Origin of the sequence: Streptomyces sp. NRRL S-378 (assembly GCF_000720645.1) — a bacterium.
Lineage (GTDB): Bacteria > Actinomycetota > Actinomycetes > Streptomycetales > Streptomycetaceae > Streptomyces.
In genome coordinates this window covers 40,195-58,107 of the sequence record NZ_JOBX01000043.1, presented here as the reverse complement: position 1 = coordinate 58,107, position 17,913 = coordinate 40,195, and the positions used below count along the sequence as shown (strand labels likewise).

General features: G+C 69.0%; 17 protein-coding genes and 1 tRNA gene. 7 read left to right on the top strand and 11 right to left on the bottom strand.

Translation table 11 applies throughout. The features are described from left to right. Nucleotides 1–80 precede the first annotated feature (80 nt). The gene (locus tag IH80_RS0126630) at nt 81–671 is read left to right on the top strand and encodes a DUF1963 domain-containing protein (RefSeq protein WP_030963864.1); all 591 of its coding nucleotides are present in this window, start codon (nt 81–83) and stop codon (nt 669–671) included. A 67-nt stretch (nt 672–738) separates the two neighbouring features. On the opposite strand, the gene IH80_RS0126625 is transcribed toward IH80_RS0126630, so the two are convergent. Continuing rightward, nucleotides 739–2,544 (bottom strand): bifunctional metallophosphatase/5'-nucleotidase, encoded by a 1,806-nt coding sequence (locus tag IH80_RS0126625; RefSeq protein ID WP_030963863.1) that lies wholly within the window; start codon nt 2,542–2,544, stop codon nt 739–741. 127 nt (nt 2,545–2,671) lie between these two features. On the opposite strand from IH80_RS0126625, the gene IH80_RS0126620 reads away from it, so the two are divergent. The 4 genes from IH80_RS0126620 to IH80_RS0126605 all read left to right on the top strand — a co-directional run bounded on the left by IH80_RS0126620 (nt 2,672) and on the right by IH80_RS0126605 (nt 5,903). After that, entirely contained in the window at nt 2,672–3,385 is a 714-nt protein-coding gene (locus tag IH80_RS0126620) for an SIMPL domain-containing protein (protein WP_030963861.1), read from the top strand. A gap of 146 nt (nt 3,386–3,531) precedes the next feature. Continuing rightward, the gene (gene pyk, locus IH80_RS0126615) at nt 3,532–4,959 is read left to right on the top strand and encodes a pyruvate kinase (protein WP_030963859.1); all 1,428 of its coding nucleotides are present in this window, start codon (nt 3,532–3,534) and stop codon (nt 4,957–4,959) included. A 119-nt stretch (nt 4,960–5,078) separates the two neighbouring features. Continuing rightward, entirely contained in the window at nt 5,079–5,309 is a 231-nt protein-coding gene (locus tag IH80_RS0126610) for a hypothetical protein (protein ID WP_030963858.1), read from the top strand. A gap of 9 nt (nt 5,310–5,318) precedes the next feature. Next, nucleotides 5,319–5,903 (top strand): GNAT family N-acetyltransferase, encoded by a 585-nt coding sequence (locus IH80_RS0126605; protein WP_051809951.1) that lies wholly within the window; start codon nt 5,319–5,321, stop codon nt 5,901–5,903. Here IH80_RS0126605 and IH80_RS0126600 read toward each other — a convergent pair. Both IH80_RS0126600 and IH80_RS0126595 read right to left on the bottom strand, forming a co-directional pair. Beyond that, nucleotides 5,900–6,676, bottom strand: a complete 777-nt coding sequence (locus tag IH80_RS0126600) for a hypothetical protein (RefSeq protein WP_030963856.1) — start codon at nt 6,674–6,676, stop codon at nt 5,900–5,902. The genes IH80_RS0126605 and IH80_RS0126600 overlap by 4 nt on opposite strands. Nucleotides 6,677–6,761: 85 nt before the next feature. Continuing rightward, a tRNA-Leu gene (locus IH80_RS0126595) sits at nt 6,762–6,844 on the bottom strand. 118 nt (nt 6,845–6,962) lie between these two features. Here IH80_RS0126595 and IH80_RS0126590 point away from each other — a divergent pair. Continuing rightward, complete coding sequence (locus IH80_RS0126590) at nt 6,963–7,592, top strand: ANTAR domain-containing response regulator (protein WP_030963854.1); 630 nt, start codon at nt 6,963–6,965, stop codon at nt 7,590–7,592. Between the two features lie 72 nt (nt 7,593–7,664). Here IH80_RS0126590 and IH80_RS0126585 read toward each other — a convergent pair whose 3' ends face one another. The 6 genes from IH80_RS0126585 to IH80_RS0126560 form a co-directional block, all read right to left on the bottom strand. Further along, nucleotides 7,665–8,381 carry an ABC transporter ATP-binding protein gene (locus tag IH80_RS0126585; RefSeq protein ID WP_030664901.1) on the bottom strand — a complete coding sequence of 239 codons (717 nt, stop codon included), beginning with the start codon at nt 8,379–8,381 and terminating at the stop codon, nt 7,665–7,667. Further along, nucleotides 8,378–9,463: an ABC transporter ATP-binding protein gene (locus IH80_RS0126580; protein WP_037881180.1), complete on the bottom strand. Its 1,086-nt coding sequence runs from the start codon at nt 9,461–9,463 to the stop codon at nt 8,378–8,380. The genes IH80_RS0126585 and IH80_RS0126580 overlap by 4 nt, the downstream gene beginning before the upstream one ends. Before the next feature lie 5 nt (nt 9,464–9,468). After that, the gene (locus IH80_RS0126575; protein WP_037881166.1) at nt 9,469–11,199 is read right to left on the bottom strand and encodes a branched-chain amino acid ABC transporter permease; all 1,731 of its coding nucleotides are present in this window, start codon (nt 11,197–11,199) and stop codon (nt 9,469–9,471) included. 5 nt (nt 11,200–11,204) lie between these two features. Next, nucleotides 11,205–12,137 carry a branched-chain amino acid ABC transporter permease gene (locus tag IH80_RS0126570; protein ID WP_030963850.1) on the bottom strand — a complete coding sequence of 311 codons (933 nt, stop codon included), beginning with the start codon at nt 12,135–12,137 and terminating at the stop codon, nt 11,205–11,207. A gap of 108 nt (nt 12,138–12,245) precedes the next feature. Further along, nucleotides 12,246–13,478, bottom strand: a complete 1,233-nt coding sequence (locus tag IH80_RS0126565) for a branched-chain amino acid ABC transporter substrate-binding protein (protein ID WP_030963849.1) — start codon at nt 13,476–13,478, stop codon at nt 12,246–12,248. Nucleotides 13,479–14,018: 540 nt separating this feature from the next. Next, a complete protein-coding gene (locus IH80_RS0126560; RefSeq protein ID WP_030963848.1) occupies nt 14,019–14,420 on the bottom strand; it encodes a hypothetical protein in 402 nt (133 codons plus the stop codon). A 60-nt stretch (nt 14,421–14,480) separates the two neighbouring features. On the opposite strand from IH80_RS0126560, the gene IH80_RS0126555 reads away from it, so the two are divergent. Beyond that, on the top strand, nt 14,481–15,011 hold the full coding sequence (locus tag IH80_RS0126555) for a hypothetical protein (RefSeq protein WP_158943622.1): 531 nt from the start codon (nt 14,481–14,483) through the stop codon (nt 15,009–15,011). 49 nt (nt 15,012–15,060) lie between these two features. On the opposite strand, the gene IH80_RS0126550 is transcribed toward IH80_RS0126555, so the two are convergent. Both IH80_RS0126550 and IH80_RS0126545 read right to left on the bottom strand, forming a co-directional pair. Beyond that, nucleotides 15,061–15,552, bottom strand: a complete 492-nt coding sequence (locus IH80_RS0126550; protein WP_030963845.1) for a PaaI family thioesterase — start codon at nt 15,550–15,552, stop codon at nt 15,061–15,063. Nucleotides 15,553–15,606: 54 nt separating this feature from the next. Further along, a complete protein-coding gene (locus IH80_RS0126545; protein WP_030963844.1) occupies nt 15,607–17,877 on the bottom strand; it encodes an FdhF/YdeP family oxidoreductase in 2,271 nt (756 codons plus the stop codon). Nucleotides 17,878–17,913 lie beyond the last annotated feature (36 nt).

Here is a 17,913-nt window from a genome sequence, read left to right as displayed (position 1 = left end):
CGAGATTGCCTCTTGTCTCGTGGGCTCGGAGATGTGTATAAGAGACAGGCCGACCACACCCCCACCCCTGCATTCCCGGCATGACCACGCTCCTCCTCGACGGCGGCCCGATCACACCGGACGCACCCGTCACCCGCACCGGCGGCACCCCCCTCGCCCCCACCGGCACCCCCTGGCCCACCTGCGCCACCTGCACCGCACCCCTGCAGTTCCTCGCCCAGATCAACCTCGGCGACCTCCCCGGCCGCACCGCCCCCACCCCCGGCGTACTGGCCCTCTTCATGTGCGCGAACCGCCCCGGACCATGCGAACAATGGAGCCCCACCGCAGGCGGCAACCTCGCCCTGCTGCTCCCCGCCGACCACCTGGAACCCGTACCGGCCCCCCACGGCGCCGACCCCGAACTCCTCACGCTCGGAGCCGTCCGCGCCGCCGTACCCACCCCCAGCCCACCCCCCGGCGCCACCGTCCTCGGCCGGCTCGGCGGAACCCCCGACTGGCTCCAGTACGACGAGACCCCCGACTGCCCCACCTGCACCCGGCCCATGACCTTCACCGCCGAACTCACCGAAGGCCCCGACCCCGCCACCGCCATGAACTTCGGCTCCGGCCGCGCCTACGCCCACACCTGCACCCCCTGCGGCCGGGCCGCACTCCTCCGGCAGTGCTGACCACCCGCCCACGCGAAACGGCCGGGACCCGCCACAGCAGGCCCCGGCCGCACACCCCACCAACCGACTAGAACACCGGCACACCCGCCCGCGTCAGCCGCCAGTCCACCGAAGCGAACTGCGCCGGATCGATCGTCCCCTTCGCCTTCACCCACTGGATGATCGTGTTGCGGATCTCGTCCGAGTTCGACCACAGCTGCTTCGCCTGCGGCACGTGCGGGAAGTTCCCGCCACCCGACGCCCGGTAGTTGTTCACCGCCAGCACGAACTGCGCCGCCGGATCCACCGCCTTCCCCTGGAAGGACAACCCCGAGATCCGCGAACCCGCCGGCTGCGCGATGTCGATGTCGTACGACAGCCCGTACACCGCGTCGTAGTTGTAGTCCGGAATCGCCTCGGCATTCGTCAGCTTCGCCGGATCCACCGCATCACCCGGCGCCGTCCGCACGAAGTACCGCGCCGAGTACTCCAGATAGTCCTTCAGCTGCGCACCCGTCAGCAGCCGCGCCTCCATCGTGTTCTCGAACGGGTACAGGCCCGCCGCGTCCCTGATCGTCACCTGCCCGGCCGGGATCGCCGCCGTCCGCGAGAAGCACGAAGCCTGCGACAGCACCGGAAGAGCCGCCCACTCCGAACCCGCCAGCGCCGACTTCACCGTCTCCGCCTGCACGTGGTTGATCAGATCGATGATCGGCACGTCCTTGACCGGACCCTCCGCCGAGGACATCGCCTGCGTCGAGGTACCGATCACCTGGTTCACGTACGCCACGACCTTGCGGTGCTCGTCCGACAGCAGCCGCGTGATCTTCGCGTCCTCCGCCACCGTGTTCGAGTTCAGCACCTTCGCCGCGACCTTCGCCACCGACCAGCGGCCCTTCTCCCACACCAGCTCGAAGTCGAACAGCGTCAGCCGCTGCCCCCACTTCAGCGGCTCCGACAGCACCACGTCCTTGCCGGTCGCCCTGTTCTTCACCCGGTACTCCGGGATCTCCGTGTGCGCGTGACCCACCAGGATCGCGTCGATCCCCGGCACCTGCTCCGCCACCAGCGCCGCCGCGTTCTCGACGTACGGCAGCTGGTCACCGTACGACGAGGTACCGCTCGACCCCGAGTGCGCCGACACGATCACCACGTCCGCACCCATCGAACGCAGCCGCGGCACGTACTTCGCCGCCTGCTCCTCCAGCCCCGGGAACGTCATCCGGCCCTGCACGTTCGCCTTGTCCCACAGCGCGATGCCCGGGTTCGTCAGCCCCAGCACCGCCACCTTCACATCCCGCCCGTGCGGGGTCCGCAGCGTGTGCATGCTGTACGGCGCGAACGCCGGCTTCAGCGTCTTCGCATCCAGCGCGTTCGCCCCCAGCAGCGGGAAATCGCACTGCTCCTCGAACTTCCGCAGCACCGGAATGCCGTAATTGAACTCGTGGTTCCCCAACGCCGCCGCGTCATAACCGATCGCGTTCATCGCCTGCGCCATCGGGTGCACCGGACCACGCCGCGCCGTGATCGGATCGACCTTCGCGTAGTAGTAGGACAACTGCGTGCCCTGGATCGTGTCACCCGCGTCGATGAGCAGCGTGTTGCACCGCCCCTTCTCCGCCCGCACCTGGTCCACCAGCGTCGAGATCTTCGCCAGACCGACGTCGTTGTGCGCCTTGTCGTCGAACTCCTTGTCCGTGAAGTAGTCCCAGTTGAAGACGTTCCCGTGCAGGTCGGTCGTCCCCATCACCGTGAACGCGTACGTCCGCGGCCCCGGCTTCCTCACATCCTGCACCCCGGCGGCCGCCGCCGGGGTGCTCGTGGCCCCCGCCAACGCCACAGCCGCACCCGTAGCGGCCGTGCTCCCTATGAAAGTCCTGCGGTCGAACGCCATACCGTCTCCCTTTTGAGGCCTGAACAACGCGCGTAGATTCTGACCCAGCAGTAACAAGCCGCAACACCCCCGCCAGGTTTCGATCCGGTGACCACACCCGAACGGGCGACAGTGCGAGAGTGAATCCATGACCCAGGACGCAGCGCACACACCGCACCAGCCCTACGGAACCCCCGAAGTACCCCGCGTAGCAGTCCGCGGCGAAGCCCGCCTCGAAGTCGACCCCGAGATCGCCCGCATCGGCATCACCGTCAGCGCCCGCGGCACCGACCGCCGCACCGCACTCGAAGACCTCACCCGACGCAACAACACCGTCCTCGACCTCATCAAGAGCCACGGCGACACCGTCGAAAAGGTCGAAACCGGCGCCCTCTCCATCACCCCCGAACTCACCCGCCACGGCCGCGCCGAACGCGTCCGCGCCTACCACGGCCGCGTCCACATCACCGCCGAACTCAGCGACTTCACCACCCTCGGCGAACTCACCACCCGCCTCGCCGACCTCGAACTCACCCAGGTCGACGGCCCCTGGTGGGCCCTGCGCCCCACCTCGCCCGCCCACGGCGAAGCCCGCCGGCAAGCCGTACTCGAAGCCGTCCAGCGCGCCCGCGAATACGCCGAAGCCCTGGGCGCCCGCCTCTCCGCCCTCGTCGAACTCGCCGACCTCGGAGCCGAGAACGCCGCCCCCTTCGCCCAGGCCCCCGGCGGATCCGGCATGCGCACCATGGCCTTCAGCACCACCGAGGACGCCGGCCCCCCGCCGCTCGACCTCGAACCCCAGCGCCAGACCGTCTACGCACAGGTGAACGCACGCTTCACCATGACCCCGCCCCAACTCTGAAACGCGGATAGAACGGGCCCCGGGGGGTGCTCATCAGAGCACCCCCACGCCCATTCAACAAATGTCAACAACCTTTCGCCCATTGGTTGTTGAGAGGACACCGGGAAGCGATTACCTACCCGTTGGTAGGGGAATAGGCTCGCCCCATGCGCCGAGCGAAAATCGTATGTACCCTGGGCCCCGCCACCGACTCATACGACCAGATCAAAGCACTGGTCGAAGCCGGAATGGACATCGCCCGACTCAACCTCAGCCACGGCACCTACGCCGAACACGAGGAGCGCTACCAACGCGTACGCAAGGCCTCCGACGAAACCGGCCGCAGCGTCGGCATCCTCGCCGACCTTCAAGGCCCGAAGATCCGCCTCGGCCGCTTCCACGAAGGCCCCGTACTCCTTGAACGCGGCGACGACTTCACCATCACCGTCGAAGACCACCCCGGCGACCGCCACACCTGCGGCACCACCTACAAAGGACTCGCCGCAGACGTCACCACCGGCGAACGCATCCTCGTCGACGACGGCCGCGTCACCCTCGAAGTCACCCACGTCGACGGACCCCGCGTCCACACCCGCGTCATCGAAGGCGGCATGGTCTCCGACCACAAAGGCCTCAACCTCCCCGGCGTAGCCGTCTCCGTCCCCGCCCTCTCCGACAAGGACATCGAAGACCTCCGCTGGGCCCTGCGCACCGGCGCCGACGTCATCGCCCTCTCCTTCGTCCGCAGCGGCCGCGACATCGAAGACGTCCACCGCATCATGGACGAAGAAGGCCGCCGCCTCCCCGTCATCGCCAAGATCGAAAAACCCCAGGCCGTCGACAACATCGACGACATCGTCGCCGCCTTCGACGGCATCATGGTCGCCCGCGGCGACCTCGGCGTCGAAATGCCCCTGGAACAGGTCCCGATCGTCCAGAAACGCGCCATCAAACTCGCCAAGCGCAACGCCAAACCCGTCATCGTCGCCACCCAGATGCTCGACTCGATGATCGACAACTCCCGCCCCACCCGCGCCGAAGCCTCCGACGTCGCCAACGCCGTCATCGACGGCACCGACGCCGTCATGCTCTCCGGCGAGACCAGCGTCGGCAAATACCCCGTCGACACCGTCCGCACCATGTCCCGCATCGTCGAAGCCGCCGAAGAGGACATCCTCGCCAAGGGCCTCCCACCCCTCACCGACCGCAACAAGCCCCGCACCCAAGGCGGAGCCGTCGCCCGCGCCGCCGCCGAAATGGGCGACTTCCTCGACGCCAAGTTCCTCGTCGCCTTCACCCAGAGCGGCGACACCGTCCGCCGCCTCTCCCGCTACCGCTCACCCATCCCCCTCCTCGCCTTCACCCCCGACCCCGCGACCCGCTCCCAGCTCAACCTCACCTGGGGCGTCGAAACCTTCCTCGGCCCCCACGTCGACTCCACCGACGCCATGGTCGCCCAGGTCGAAGAAGAACTCCTGCGCATCGGCCGCTGCGTGACCGGCGACGTCGTCGTCATCACCGCCGGCTCACCCCCCGGCGTCAGCGGCTCCACCAACCTCGTCCGCATCCACCACATCGGCGACCCGGTCCGCTGACCCCCCCCCACACACACCACCGCGCCGGGCCCCACCGAGCGGCCCGGCGCGACACGGCACGCCCCACCACCGCAACACCCCCTGACCCCAAGCCCACGTGAGGTCCTACGGTCACCCCCATGGGGCTCACCGGGACCACTGACCGCCCGACCCGACCGAGGCGGGCGGCGGGCTGCCTCCGCGCCCACGACCGCAACGCCGAGGTCCACGCGACGATGCGGGAGGACATCGACGACGCCGAGAACGCGACCACCATCGACGTCCTCCGCCGCGCCGTCGCCCCCCTCGGCAGCGACGACGACCTGCGTAGCCCAAGGAAAGGGCTGGCGACAGACCTGAGCGCCGACTAGGAAGAGTGCATGAGCACCTCCATACGGACCTTCGCCCGCACCACGCTCGACCTCGGCGACGCAACTCTCCACCCCTGGGGCCGCAAGCCCGCCGGACCGGAACTCCTCGACGACCTCGTCGCCGCCGCGGCCGACCCGAAGATCGCCCTCTGGAACCCCCTCCCGGCGACCGACCACGAAGCCGCCCGGACCTGGCTCGAAGCCCGCGAGGACGGCTGGGACCGGGGCGCAGGCGCGGCCTTCGCGGCGCTGTCCGGCACCGACGGCGCCCTGCTCGGCACCGTCAACCTCCGCTGGGTCGACCGCGCGGACGGCCTGGCCATGATCGGCTACTGGTTCCTGCCGGACGCCCGCGGCCGCGGCCTCGCCACCCGCGCCACCAGGGCGGTCACCACCTGGGGCTTCCGCACGGGCGGGGCCCGCCGGATCGAACTCGCCCATGCCGCCGGCAACGAGGCCTCCTGCCGCGTCGCCCACCGCTGCGGCTACCTCCCCGAGGGCGTCCTGCGCGAGTCCCACCTCTTCGGCGACGGCCGCCACCACGACGAACACCTCCACGCCCGCCTCGCCACCGACCCGGAACCGGGCCCCTAGTACTTCGGCCCGATGTGGGCGTCCATGAGCGCGACGGAGTCCTTACGGGCGATGGAGACGTTGAAGGGGTCGCTGCCACGGGCCAGGACGGTCCACTGAACACCGACTTGGGCCAGTGTGTCGGTGCAGAGCTTCCGGATGTCGTCGGACTTGTTCGTGAAGAAGTACCGCGGGTACTCGTAGCGCTTGCCGTTGCGGACGGTCCAGTTGGTGATCCGACACCCGTCGGAGTGGATCAGCCCCCGGACGAACTCCCAGGGGTACGCGTCGACGATCTCCTGCTGCCAGCCTTCGAGCACGATCCGCCGCTCGTGCTTCTTCCCCGGCCCGTGCTGCGGGAACAGGCATTCCAGGTGCTTCGAGTACACCTTGATGTTGTGGCAGCCGATTCTGCGCACGCGGCAGACCTTGTTGTGCGGGAAGACGCGTTGCACCGCCTGTTCGGCACAGTCCATGAGGCCGGGCCAGCGATCGTCGCAGGTGATCATGAGGTTGGGGACTCGGTGCCCCGAGTAGTGGCTTATGTGGCCGTCGCCGAGGTAGAGACCCAGAAGGTACGAGTAGGCCTGCTCGTCCAGCGGGCTACCGTCGCACCGTGGGCAATCCGGATCATGGGCGCCCGGGCATTCGCCCCGCTTGGCTCTGTCCACGTGCTTCCAGTAGCCCACGGTGCCCAAAGGGACGCCGAGCTGACGCGAGACGTCGGCGTTCCGGGCGCCCCCGCGCAAAAGGGACAGGGCTGTTTGTCGTAACTCGAGACTGTGGAGCTCCATGCGTCAACTGTGCGTGCACGCGTGTGGCTGTGAGTAGCAAAAAGCGAACGTTCACGCGAAGGTGAACGTCCGCTTTTCGGACATGTACCGGGTGCGGGATTCGAACCCGCACGTCCTTTCGGACAGATGTGTTTGAGACATCAGCGTCTGCCATTCCGCCAACCCGGCTAGGTCGCTGGTCGGAGTGTACCGGGTGACCATCGCGCACTGCAGCTAGGTAGGCTCATCCAAGCAGCAGCGCCCCGCAAAAGGAGCCCCCGTGACCGCCGAGCACGAGTCGACGCCCATGCCCGACGCCGACCAGTCGCACGTTCCGCCGCTGACGACCCGGGTCGTCATCGCCGAGGACGAGGCGCTCATCCGTCTCGATCTCAAAGAGATGCTCGAAGAAGAGGGCTACTCCGTCGTCGGCGAGGCCGGCGACGGGCAGACGGCCGTCGAGCTCGCCCGCGAGCACCGGCCCGACCTGGTCATCCTCGACGTGAAGATGCCCGTCCTGGACGGGATCTCCGCCGCCGAGAAGATCGCCCAGGAGTCCATCGCCCCCGTCCTCATGCTGACGGCGTTCTCGCAGCGCGACCTCGTCGAGCGGGCCCGGGACGCCGGGGCCATGGCGTACCTCGTGAAGCCGTTCAGCAAGAGCGACGTGGTGCCGGCCATCGAGATGGCCGTGTCCCGGTTCGCGGAGCTGCGCGCGCTGGAGCAGGAGGTCGCGGACCTCTCGCAGCGGCTGGAGACCCGCAAGCTGGTCGACCGGGCGAAGAGCATCCTGCAGACGCAGTACGGGCTGACCGAGCCCGCGGCCTTCCGGTGGATCCAGAAGTCGTCCATGGACCGCCGGATGTCCATGCAGCAGGTCGCCGAGGTGGTCATCGAGGACGCCGAGGCGAAGAAGAAGGAGGGCGGCGGGAAGTAGTTCCCGTCCCGGGCTCCCCGGAACATGCGTGAGGCCCGCCTCCCCCGAGGGAGGCGGGCCTCACACGTTGTGTCAGTCCTCGCCGAGGTAGGCCTTGCGGACGTCCTCGTTGTGGAGGAGGTCCTGGCCGGTGCCGGAGAGGACGATCTTGCCGATCTCCATGACGTGCGCCTGGTCGGCGAGGGAGAGCGCCGCCTGGGCGTTCTGCTCGACGAGGAGGATCGTCATGCCCGAGGCCTTGAGCTCGGAGATGGTCGACATGATCTTCTGCATCATCAGCGGGGAGAGACCCATGGAGGGCTCGTCCAGCATGAGGAGCTTCGGCTGGCACATGAGCGCGCGGCCCATGGCGAGCATCTGCTGCTCACCGCCCGAGAGGGTGCCGGCGGCCTGCTTGCGACGCTCGCCCAGGATGGGGAAGAGGTCGTAGGCGCGCTGGATGTCCTTCTCGATGCCGTCCTTGTCGCTGCGGAGGAAGGCGCCGAGCTGGAGGTTCTCCTCGATCGTCAGCCGGGGGAAGATGTGGCGTCCCTCGGGGGAGTGCGCCAGCTTCAGGGCGACGATCTTGTGGGCGGGGACACCGACGAGGGGCTGGCCGTCGAAGGTGATGCTGCCCGCGGTGGGCTTCAGGAGCCCGGAGAGGGTGCGGAGGGTGGTCGTCTTGCCGGCGCCGTTGGTGCCGACGAGGCAGACGATTTCGCCTTCGTTGACCTCGAAGGAGATTCCCTTGACGGCTTCGATCTTGCCGTAGGCGACCTTGAGGTCCTCGACCTTGAGCAGTGCGGTCACTTGGCCTCTCCTTCCGTGCGGGTGGTGCTGGTGGTGCTGTCCGCGTCGGCGTCCGTGTCCGAGTCGGTGGAGGCCTCGGCGTCCGAGTCGGCCGCGGGGGCCTCGTCGTCGTCCGCGGCTTCCGCCTCGGTCTCGGCGGCAGCTTCGGCGGCCTCAGGCTCGGCCTCGGCCTCGGCCTCAGCCTCAGCCTCAGCGTCGGCCTCGGGCTCGGCCTCCGCGTCGGCCGCGGCCTCGGCGTGGGCCTCGGCGGCCTCGACCTCGGCGACCTCCGCCGCGCCCGGCTCGCCCTCGAAGGGGGTGCCGAGGTAGGCCGCGATGACGCGCTCGTCGCCCTGGACTTCGGAGGCGGTGCCTTCGATGAGCTTCTCGCCCTGGACGAGACAGGCGACGCGGTCGCACAGGTTGAAGATGAAGCGCATGTCGTGCTCGATGACGAGTACGGCGATGCCCATGTCCCGGATCGCGAAGATGAGCTCTTCGGCGGCGCGGGTCTCCTGCGGGTTCATGCCGGCGGTGGGCTCGTCCAGGAGGATGAGGCCGGGGTCGCTGGCGAGCGCGCGGGCGATCTCCAGCTTGCGCTGCTCGCCGTAGGGGAGGTTCTTGGCGAGGTGGTCGGCCTTGTGCTCCAGGCCGATGAACTCGAGGAGTTCCATGGCGCGTGCCTCGCTGGCGGCTTCGGCCTTCTTGAAGCCGGGGCCGCGCAGCAGGGCGGACCAGAGGCCTTCCTTCGTGCGGGTGTGGCGTCCGACGAGGACGTTCTCCAGCACCGTCATGTTGTGGAAGAGCCGGATGTTCTGGAAGGTACGGGCGATGCCGGCCTCGGTGACCCGGTGGGGCTTGGGCGGGAGGACCTTGCCCTTGTAGCTGACGGAGCCCTCGGTGGGGACGTACAGCCCGGTGAGGCAGTTGAAGAAGGTGGTCTTGCCGGCGCCGTTGGGGCCGATGAGTCCGACGATCTCGCCCGCGTTGACCTGGAGGTCGACGCCCTTGACGGCGGTGAGGCCGCCGAAGCGCATGGTGACGCCCTTGGCTTCGAGAACCGTGGTCTTGGTCTTGGTGGTGGTGTCCGTGGTGGTCGTCATGTTGTTCACGCCCCCGCCTTGGCGGTGGCCAGGTCCTTGGGGGCCTGGTCAGCGGTGTCGTCGTGGAACTCGAGCTGCGCCCGCTTGTTGGCGATGAGGCCTTCGGGGCGGAAGCGCATGAGCAGGATGAGGGCGATGCCGAAGGCGAGGAGCTGGTAGTCCTGGAGGAAGGCCAGCTTCGCCGGGATCAGGAAGAGGAGTGCGGCGCCGAGGATGGGGCCGCGGATGGTGCCCATGCCGCCGAGGATGACGGCGGCGAGGAGGAACGCGGAGTTCGGCGGGACGGGCCCGGCGAAGACGTAGTTCTCGGGGACGACCGTGGTGTTGACGTGTGCCTGGACGGTACCGGCGAGGCCGGCGAGGGTGGCGCCGAGGGCGAAGGCGATGAGCTTGACCTTGAAGCCGTTGATGCCCATGGCTTCGGCGGCGGTCTCGTCCTCGCGGATGGCGACCCAGGCGCGGCCGATGCGGCTGTTGCCGGCGCGGGCGAAGACCAGGACGACCAGGGCCATCACCAGCAGCATCAGGAAGTAGTAGTTGGCGTAGGCGCCGAGTTCGATGCCGGCGACGACGTGGGACTCGCCGAAGTTCCACCCGAAGATTTCGAGGTGGGGGATGTTCGGGATGCCGTTCGGGCCGTTGGTGACGTCCGGGCCGGAGGTGCCGTCGAGGTTGCCCATGGCGATGCGGAAGATTTCTCCGAAGCCGAGGGTGACGATGGCGAGGTAGTCGCCGCGCAGGCGGAGGGTCGGTGCACCGATGACCACGCCGAAGACGAGCGAGACGATGGCGCCGACGATGACCGCTGCCCAGAAGGGGAGGTGGATGCCGAAGGCGGAGGCGGTGCTGCCGGAGACCAGGGCGGCGGCGTAGGCGCCGACGCCGAGGAAGGCGACGTATCCGAGGTCGAGGAGGCCGGCGAGGCCGACGACGATGTTCAGGCCGAGGGCGACGGTCGCGAAGATCAGGATGTTGACCGCGATCAGCGTGTAGGTGTCGCCGCTCTGCTGGATGAAGGGGAAGGCGATCGCGGCGGCCGCGGTGCCGAGGAGGGTGACCTGGCGGTTGTTCGCGGTGAGCACCGAGAAGCGGGCGAGGAGGCCCGACTTGTTCAGGGCGAGGGCCGCGAGGCCGACGGTGATCAGGTAGGCGACGAAGAGCTGCGGTTCCTTGTCATCGGTGTCGATGCCGAAGGTGATGACGAAGAGGCCGAGGGCGAAGACGCCGGTGATGATGAGGATTTCGGCCCAGTTGGGCAGCTTGCTCTTGGCCGGGGTGACCTTGCGGCTGTCGTCGGGGAGCTTGTACGCGGCGAGGGCCGGGACGAGGGAGCCGACGAGGGCGACGTAGGCGCCGGGTTCGAGGTTGATCACGCCGCCGAGGACGACGGTGATCGCGATGACCGTGAACCAGGTGGCGGCCAGGTTGCCGAGGGCCAGGAACCAGATGGCCTTGCGGGAGCCGGCGGGGGTGAGCCAGCCGAAGCCCTTGGTGCCGAGCGCGGCGAGCGCGTGGACGAGGGTGAGGGCGGCTCCGGCCAGGGTGATGTACTGGAGGTCGGCGGGGCTGCCGTAGAAGGTGAGGTCGCCGGGGAAGTCGGCGGTCCACGTCCAGGCGAGGAAGGCGCTGACGATGGTGAGGAGGCTGCCACCGATGATCGCGTAGAGGAGTGCGGCGGGTGCGGGTGCCGTCTTCGCGGTCTGCGTCTGCGTCTGCGGGGTGGTGTTGGTGGTCATGGTTCTCACGCCCGATCCGTGACGCGCTGGCCGAGCAGGCCTTGGGGCCGCACGAGGAGGACGACGATGAGGAGTACGAAGGCCCAGACGTTGGACCAGGCTCCGCCGCCGAGCTGCTGCATGCCGGGGATCTCTTCGATGTAGGCGATCGAGAGGGCTTCGGCGAGTCCGAGGACGACGCCGCCGACCATGGCTCCGTAGATGTTGCCGATGCCGCCGAGGACGGCTGCGGTGAAGGCCTTGAGGCCGAGGATGAAGCCCATCTCGAAGTTGATCTGGCCCTTGTCGACGCCGTAGGCGACGGCGGCGACGGCGGCGAACGCGGCACCGATGGCGAAGGCCATGACGATGATGCGGTCGGTGTTGATGCCCATCAGCTTGGCGGTGTCGGGGTCCTGCGCGGTGGCCTGCATGGCGCGGCCGCTGCGGCTCTTCTGGACGAAGACGCCGAGGGCGAGCATGCAGAGCGGGGCGAGGATGAGGACGAAGAGGTCCGCACGCTGGATCGCGAGGCTGTCGGTGATCTTGAAGGACGGGCCGGTGAACTCCGGGAAGCTGACGGCCTTCTTGGCGTCCGGGTAGAACTGCCAGACGAGCTGCTGGAGCGCGATCGAGAGGCCGATTGCGGTGATGAGGGGTGCGAGCCTTGGAGCGCTGCGCAGGGGGCGGTAGGCGAAGCGTTCGGCTGCGCATGCCACGGCGACGGAGCAGATGGCGCCGCCGACGATCATGACGGGTATCGCGATCAGCAGGGTGGTGCCGGTCGGGAGGATGGCGTAGGCGGTGAGCGCGCCGAAGCCGCCGATCATGAAGATCTCGCCGTGGGCGAAGTTGATGAGCTGGACGATGCCGTAGACCATGGTGTACCCGATGGCGATGAGGCCATAGAGAGCACCGAGGGCAAGGCCGTTGGCCAGCTGTTGCGGCAGTTCGTGCACCGCAGGGCCTCCGATGAGCGTGTCGGATAAGACTCCGCGCGAGGGCACTGTTTGCGCCCTCGCGCGGCGTTGGTTCAGGTGTTACGGGTGGGGCTGGGTGCTACGGGCTTACTGGTTGAAGGTGTCGCTCTTGACGTCGACCCACTTGCCGCCCTCGACCTTGTAGACCGTGAGCTGCTTGTTGGTGGTGTCGCCGTACTGGTCGAAGGCGACCTTGCCGGTCACGCCCTCGAAGGAGACCTTGCCGAGAGCCTCGACGACCTTGGCGCGGGCGTCGTCGGGGAGCTTGCCGCTGTTGGCGGCGACGACGGCCTTGACGGCCTGGATGACGGCCCAGCCGGCGTCGTAGGAGTAGCCACCGTAGGCGGCGTAGGGGTCCTTGTAGCCTTCGGCCTTGTAGTCCTCGATGAACTTCTTGGCGGTGTCGAGCTTCTCGACCGGGTAGCCGATGGAGGTGGCGAGGTCGCCCTCGTTGGCCTCACCGGAGGCGCTGATGAAGGCGGGGTCCTGGATGCCGTCGCCGCCCATGAGCGGGACGTTGGCGCCGGCCTTCTTGATCTGGTCGGCGAGCAGGCCGCCCTCGGGGTACTGGCCGCCGAAGTAGACGGAGTCGGCGCCGGAGGACTTGACCTTGTCGGCGGTGGAGGAGAAGTCGGTCTCCTTCACGGTGACGTGGTCGGTGCCGGCGACCTCGCCACCGAGCTTCTTGAACTCCTCGGCGAAGATCGCGGCGAGGCCGGCGCCGTAGGTCTGCTTGTCGTCGACGATGAAGACCTTCTTCTTGCCGGCGTCCTTGAAGAGGTACTGGGCGGCGAACTTGCCCTGGACCACGTCGGTGGCGGCGGTGCGGAAGTAGGTGTCGAAGCCGCGCTTGAACTCGCCCTTGCCCCAGTTGTCGCCCTGGCTGAGCGCGGGGTTGGTGTTGGCGGGGGAGACCTGAGCCAGCTTGGCGGAGGCGAAGACGCCCTGCATCTGCTGGGCGACGCCCGAGTTCAGGGGGCCGACGACGCCGAGGACGTCCTTGTTGCCGACGAGCTTGGTGGCGTTGGCCTGACCGGAGGCCGGGACGGCCTGGTCGTCGAGGGCCTCGACCTTGAACTCGATGCCCGGGACCTCGTTGTTCTTGTTGGCCGTCTTGGCCGCGAGGTCCACGGAGTTCTTGATGCCCTGACCGAGGGCGGAGAGGGAACCGGTGAGCGGGGCGTCGACGCCGATGACGACGACGGTCTTCTTGCCGCCGCTGTTGTCCTTGGAGCCTCCGTCGCGCGATCCGCAAGCGGTGAGGGTCAGTGCTCCCGTGGTGATCACGGTGGTGAGGATGAGCAAAGAACGGTGTCGCACGATTCTTCCTTTCCCTGGCGCAGCCCTCTGTCGAGGTGCCGTTGGGTCGCCGGGCCGCACTGGAGAGGTCCACGGCCGTGCTGATTCGCGCTCTGCGGCGCGGTGACTGGCCGTGACTCTAGGGCCGAGGTGGCGAGCACCGGGAGGCGGGAAAGGAGGATGTGACGCTCTTGTTATGCCAAGGCCAAGAATGTGTGGTGGGAGTTTGAACAAACCGGACATTTAGGCACCCTGGAGATCGTCCGCATCGTGAGAAATCGCAGTTCCCCTAAGGGGCTTGAGGCCTCCATGCTCCTGTCTTAGATCAAATTGAGCCGAATGTGGCTGCGCGTGCCCAAAAGAATCCTCCGGGTGGTCATTCCCAAGGGAAAAGGCGGATTCGAGCCGTCCTGGGCATTACGCAGCGTGATCATTGCGGCGATGTGTCGGGAGCGTGAACGATCTTGTCCGGGGGGCGGGAAGGCCCCTCACCTGCGGTGGGGCCGCGGAGAGGCATCTGCCCGAAAGGCGGACAGCCTGCACGGAATGCGGTGACGCCGGTCACACCGGCGGGCGCCGGTTCTCCGAGCTCCGGGTCGCACCGTCCTGCTCGGCGCAGCGCTGTGCGACGAACCGGTCGATCAGCTCAAGTGCCTTTTCCCGCCCGGCAGTTCGTTCCTCGCTGCGCCCCGCGGCCACCGCGTCCTCGTGGATCGCGTACTGGTCGTTGGATAGCCCCTTCTGCTCCCAGTCGAGGCCGGACCATTTCGTGCCCAGGAGGGTCTCCTTCGCCCAGTAGGACACGAGGTTCGTGCACACCTGTACGGGCGAGGCGGGGGTGGGGGCGGAGGGGCTCTCGGGGCCCGCCGCTGAGGGCGGTGCGGAGGAGGAGCATCCGGTCAGGGCGAGCGCCGCGAGAAGGGTGTGGGCGGCGTACCGGGCCGTACGTGGCATGGTCCCCATGGGGGGACGGTAGGCGGTGGCCACCGGCGAGACAACAGATGTCACCGCGAAGCGTGCGGAGTGGCGAATTCCGGGCGGTTGTACGGCCGGGGTCTCCCCGCCCGGCTCCTGTGCTCGGTCCATGAGCGGACGTCCGAGCGCAAGGGCTGTGATCGAGTCGGCCTAACGGGAGCTGGACGCCCCCGACACGGGCAGCCTGACGGCTGTCCGGAAGTCGTCGCCGACATCCTGGAGCAGGGCCTCCTGGAGCGGGCCGACGCCGAGCAGGTCGCCGGGCGCCTCGTCGCGGTCGCCCTGTCCGGCGGGGGCTACGTGCTGCGGGAGTCCGCACTGAACGCGCTCGGCGCGGGGACCACGTCCTACGTCTTGCCCTACCGGGTGCTGGAGCCGCTGGCCGACGGGGCGGACGGCTTCGAGGTGCTGCTCCTGGAGCACGTCCTGCCCGTTCTCGGGTGCGCCGGCGACCGGGCGGCGCTGCCGGTCGTCGAGCGGTTCCTCGGGCACCCCGACCCGGCGGTGCGCCGGGGCGCGGCCGACGCGGTGCGAGAGCTGCAGTGGAGCCTCCGGCGCGACCGGGAGGGGCCGGCCTGAGCCCCGGCGGCGGGCGGGTGCCCTGCTCGCCGGGGCCGTGCGGGCCGGGTCAGGCCTGCGCGTGGGCCTCGGCGCCGCCGGCGACCTGGTCGACGTCGCGCAGCAGGCAGGTCAGGCGGGCGGTGCAGATCCGCTTGTCCTGCTCGTCGGTGATGACGATCTCGAACGTGGTGGTGGAGCGGCCGCGGTGCACCGGGGTGGCGACGCCGGTGACGATGCCGCTGCGGGCGCCCCGGTGGTGGGTGCAGTTCAGGTCCACGCCGACGGCGATCTTGCTGATGCCGCCGTGCATCATGGCGCCGATCGAGCCGAGGGTCTCGGCCAGGACGGCGGAGGCCCCGCCGTGCAGCAGTCCGTAGGGCTGGGTGTTGCCCTTGACCGGCATGGTGCCGACGACGCGGTCGGCCGAGGCCTCCAGGATGCGGATGTCCATGCGCTCGCCGAGGTCTCCGGCCGAGAACAGCGCGGGCAGGTCGATGCCCAGGGCCGCGTACTCGTCGAGGACCTCCTGCGGGAACTTCACTGCGTGCTGCTCACCCATGGTCAGGCTCCGTTCGTCAACGCTCGTTAACCTTCTTGTCCTGAGGTCGTTCTATCAGGCGGGTTCGAAGCGCACGACGACGGACTTGCTGGCCGGGGTATTGCTGGTGTCCGCGGTCGAGTCGAGCGGGACCAGTACGTTCGTCTCGGGGTAGTACGCGGCGGCGCAGCCGCGGGCGGTGGGGTAGTGCACGACGCGGAAGCCGGGCGCGCGCCGTTCCACGCCGTCCTTCCACTCGCTCACCAGGTCGGTGTACGAGCCGTCGGCGAGGCCGAGTTCGGCCGCGTCGGCGGGGTTGACCATGACGACGCGGCGGCCGCCGGTGATGCCGCGGTAGCGGTCGTCGAGGCCGTAGATGGTGGTGTTGTACTGGTCGTGGCTGCGCAGTGTCTGCAGGAGCAGCCGGCCCTGGGGGACGCGGGGGTACTCCACGGGCGCGGCGGTGAAGTTCGCCTTGCCGGTCCTGGTGGGGAAGCGGCGTTCGTCGCGCGGGGCGTGCGGGAGGCGGAAGCCCTCCGGGCGGGCGGCGCGGGCGTTGAAGTCCTCGAAGCCGGGGACCACGCGGGAGATCCGGTCGCGGACGGCGCCGTAGTCGCGCTCGAACTCCTCCCACGGGGTGGCCGAGGCGGGGCCCAGGACGGCGCGGGCCATGCGGGCCACGATCGCGGGCTCGGAGAGCAGGTGCGGGGAGGCGGGGGCGAGGTTGCCGCGGGAGGCGTGGACCATGCCCATGGAGTCCTCGACGGTCACGAACTGCCTGCCCGTGGCCTGGACGTCCTTGTCGGTGCGGCCGAGGGTGGGCAGGATCAGGGCGCGCCGGCCGGTGACCGCGTGGGAGCGGTTGAGCTTGGTGGAGACGTGCACGGTCAGGGAGGTGCGGCGGATCGCGGCCTCGGTGACGTCGGTGTCGGGGGTGGCGCCGACGAAGTTGCCGCCCATGGCGAAGAGGACCTTGGCGCGGCCGTCGCGCATGGCCTGGATGGAGCGGACGACGTCGTAGCCGTGGCCGCGCGGCGAGGTGATGCCGAATTCCCTGTCGAGGGCGTCGAGGAAGGCGGGGGCGGGCCGTTCGAAGATGCCCATGGTGCGGTCGCCCTGGACGTTGGAGTGGCCGCGGACGGGGCAGACGCCGGCGCCGGGACGGCCGATGTTCCCGCGCAGCAGGAGGAGGTTGACGACCTCGCGGATGGTGGCGACGGCGTGCTTGTGCTGGGTGAGGCCCATGGCCCAGCAGACGATGGTGCGCTTCGAGGCCAGGATCATGGCGAGGGCGCGCTCGATCTCGGGTCGGGTCAGGCCGGTGGCGGTGAGGGTCTCCTCCCAGTCCGCTTCCTTCGCGGCGGCGGCGAGGTCCTCGTAGCCGTGGGTGTGCTCGCGGATGAAGGCCTCGTCGGTGGCGCCCCCGGTCTCGATGACGAGCTTGTTGAGGAGGCGGAAGAGGGCCTGGTCGCCGCCGATGCGGATCTGCAGGAAGAGGTCGTTGAGGGCGGTGCCCTTGAGCATGCCGAGGGGGGTCTGGGGGTTCTTGAACCTCTCCATGCCGGCCTCGGGCAGCGGGTTCACCGAGATGATCTTCGCGCCGGCGGTCTTGGCCCGTTCCAGGGCGGAGAGCATGCGGGGGTGGTTGGTGCCCGGGTTCTGCCCGGCGACGATGATCAGGTCGGCCTGGTGGAGGTCTTCGAGGGAGACGCTGCCCTTGCCGATCCCGATGGTCTCGGTCAGTGCGGAGCCCGAGGACTCGTGGCACATGTTGGAGCAGTCGGGCAGGTTGTTGGTGCCGAACTCGCGGGCGAAGAGCTGGAAGAGGAACGCGGCCTCGTTGCTGGTGCGGCCCGAGGTGTAGAAGAGGGCCTCGTCGGGGGAGCCGAGCGCGGTCAGCTCCTCCGCGATGATCGCGAAGGCGCGTTCCCAGCTGACGGCCTCGTACCGGTCGCCGCCCTCGGGGAGGTACATCGGCTGCGTGATGCGGCCCTGCTGGCCGAGCCAGTAGCCGGAGCGGGTGGCCAGGTCGGCCAGGGGGTGCGCGGCGAAGAACTCGGGGGTGACCCGGCGCAGGGTGGCTTCCTCCGCGACGGCCTTGGCGCCGTTCTCGCAGAATTCGGCGGTGTGCCGCTTGTCGCCCTCGGGCCAGGCGCAGCCGGGGCAGTCGAAGCCGTCCTTCTGGTTGACCTTGAGGAGGGTGCGGGCGGTGCGGGCCAGGCCCATCTGCTGCTGCGCGATGCGCAGGGTGTGGCCGATCGCCGGAAGGCCGGCCGCCGCGTGCTGGGGCGGTGTGACCTGCGGTGCGTCCTGTACCGGATCACCTGTGGGCGGCTTGGTCGCCATCGCGCTCCCCTTCGAGCGTTCGTACGTGTGCAGCAC

Bases quoted from the DNA above. Each gene is read 5' to 3' on its own strand.
- IH80_RS0126630 (WP_030963864.1), top strand. From the start codon at position 81: ATGACCACGCTCCTCCTCGACGGCGGCCCGATCACACCGGACGCACCC.
- IH80_RS0126625 (WP_030963863.1), bottom strand. From the start codon at position 2,544: ATGGCGTTCGACCGCAGGACTTTCATAGGGAGCACGGCCGCTACGGGT.
- IH80_RS0126620 (WP_030963861.1), top strand. From the start codon at position 2,672: ATGACCCAGGACGCAGCGCACACACCGCACCAGCCCTACGGAACCCCC.
- pyk (WP_030963859.1), top strand. From the start codon at position 3,532: ATGCGCCGAGCGAAAATCGTATGTACCCTGGGCCCCGCCACCGACTCA.
- IH80_RS0126610 (WP_030963858.1), top strand. From the start codon at position 5,079: ATGGGGCTCACCGGGACCACTGACCGCCCGACCCGACCGAGGCGGGCG.
- IH80_RS0126605 (WP_051809951.1), top strand. From the start codon at position 5,319: ATGAGCACCTCCATACGGACCTTCGCCCGCACCACGCTCGACCTCGGC.
- IH80_RS0126600 (WP_030963856.1), bottom strand. From the start codon at position 6,676: ATGGAGCTCCACAGTCTCGAGTTACGACAAACAGCCCTGTCCCTTTTG.
- IH80_RS0126590 (WP_030963854.1), top strand. From the start codon at position 6,963: ATGCCCGACGCCGACCAGTCGCACGTTCCGCCGCTGACGACCCGGGTC.
- IH80_RS0126580 (WP_037881180.1), bottom strand. From the start codon at position 9,463: ATGACGACCACCACGGACACCACCACCAAGACCAAGACCACGGTTCTC.
- IH80_RS0126575 (WP_037881166.1), bottom strand. From the start codon at position 11,199: ATGACCACCAACACCACCCCGCAGACGCAGACGCAGACCGCGAAGACG.
- IH80_RS0126560 (WP_030963848.1), bottom strand. From the start codon at position 14,420: ATGGGGACCATGCCACGTACGGCCCGGTACGCCGCCCACACCCTTCTC.
- IH80_RS0126550 (WP_030963845.1), bottom strand. From the start codon at position 15,552: ATGGGTGAGCAGCACGCAGTGAAGTTCCCGCAGGAGGTCCTCGACGAG.
- IH80_RS0126545 (WP_030963844.1), bottom strand. From the start codon at position 17,877: ATGGCGACCAAGCCGCCCACAGGTGATCCGGTACAGGACGCACCGCAG.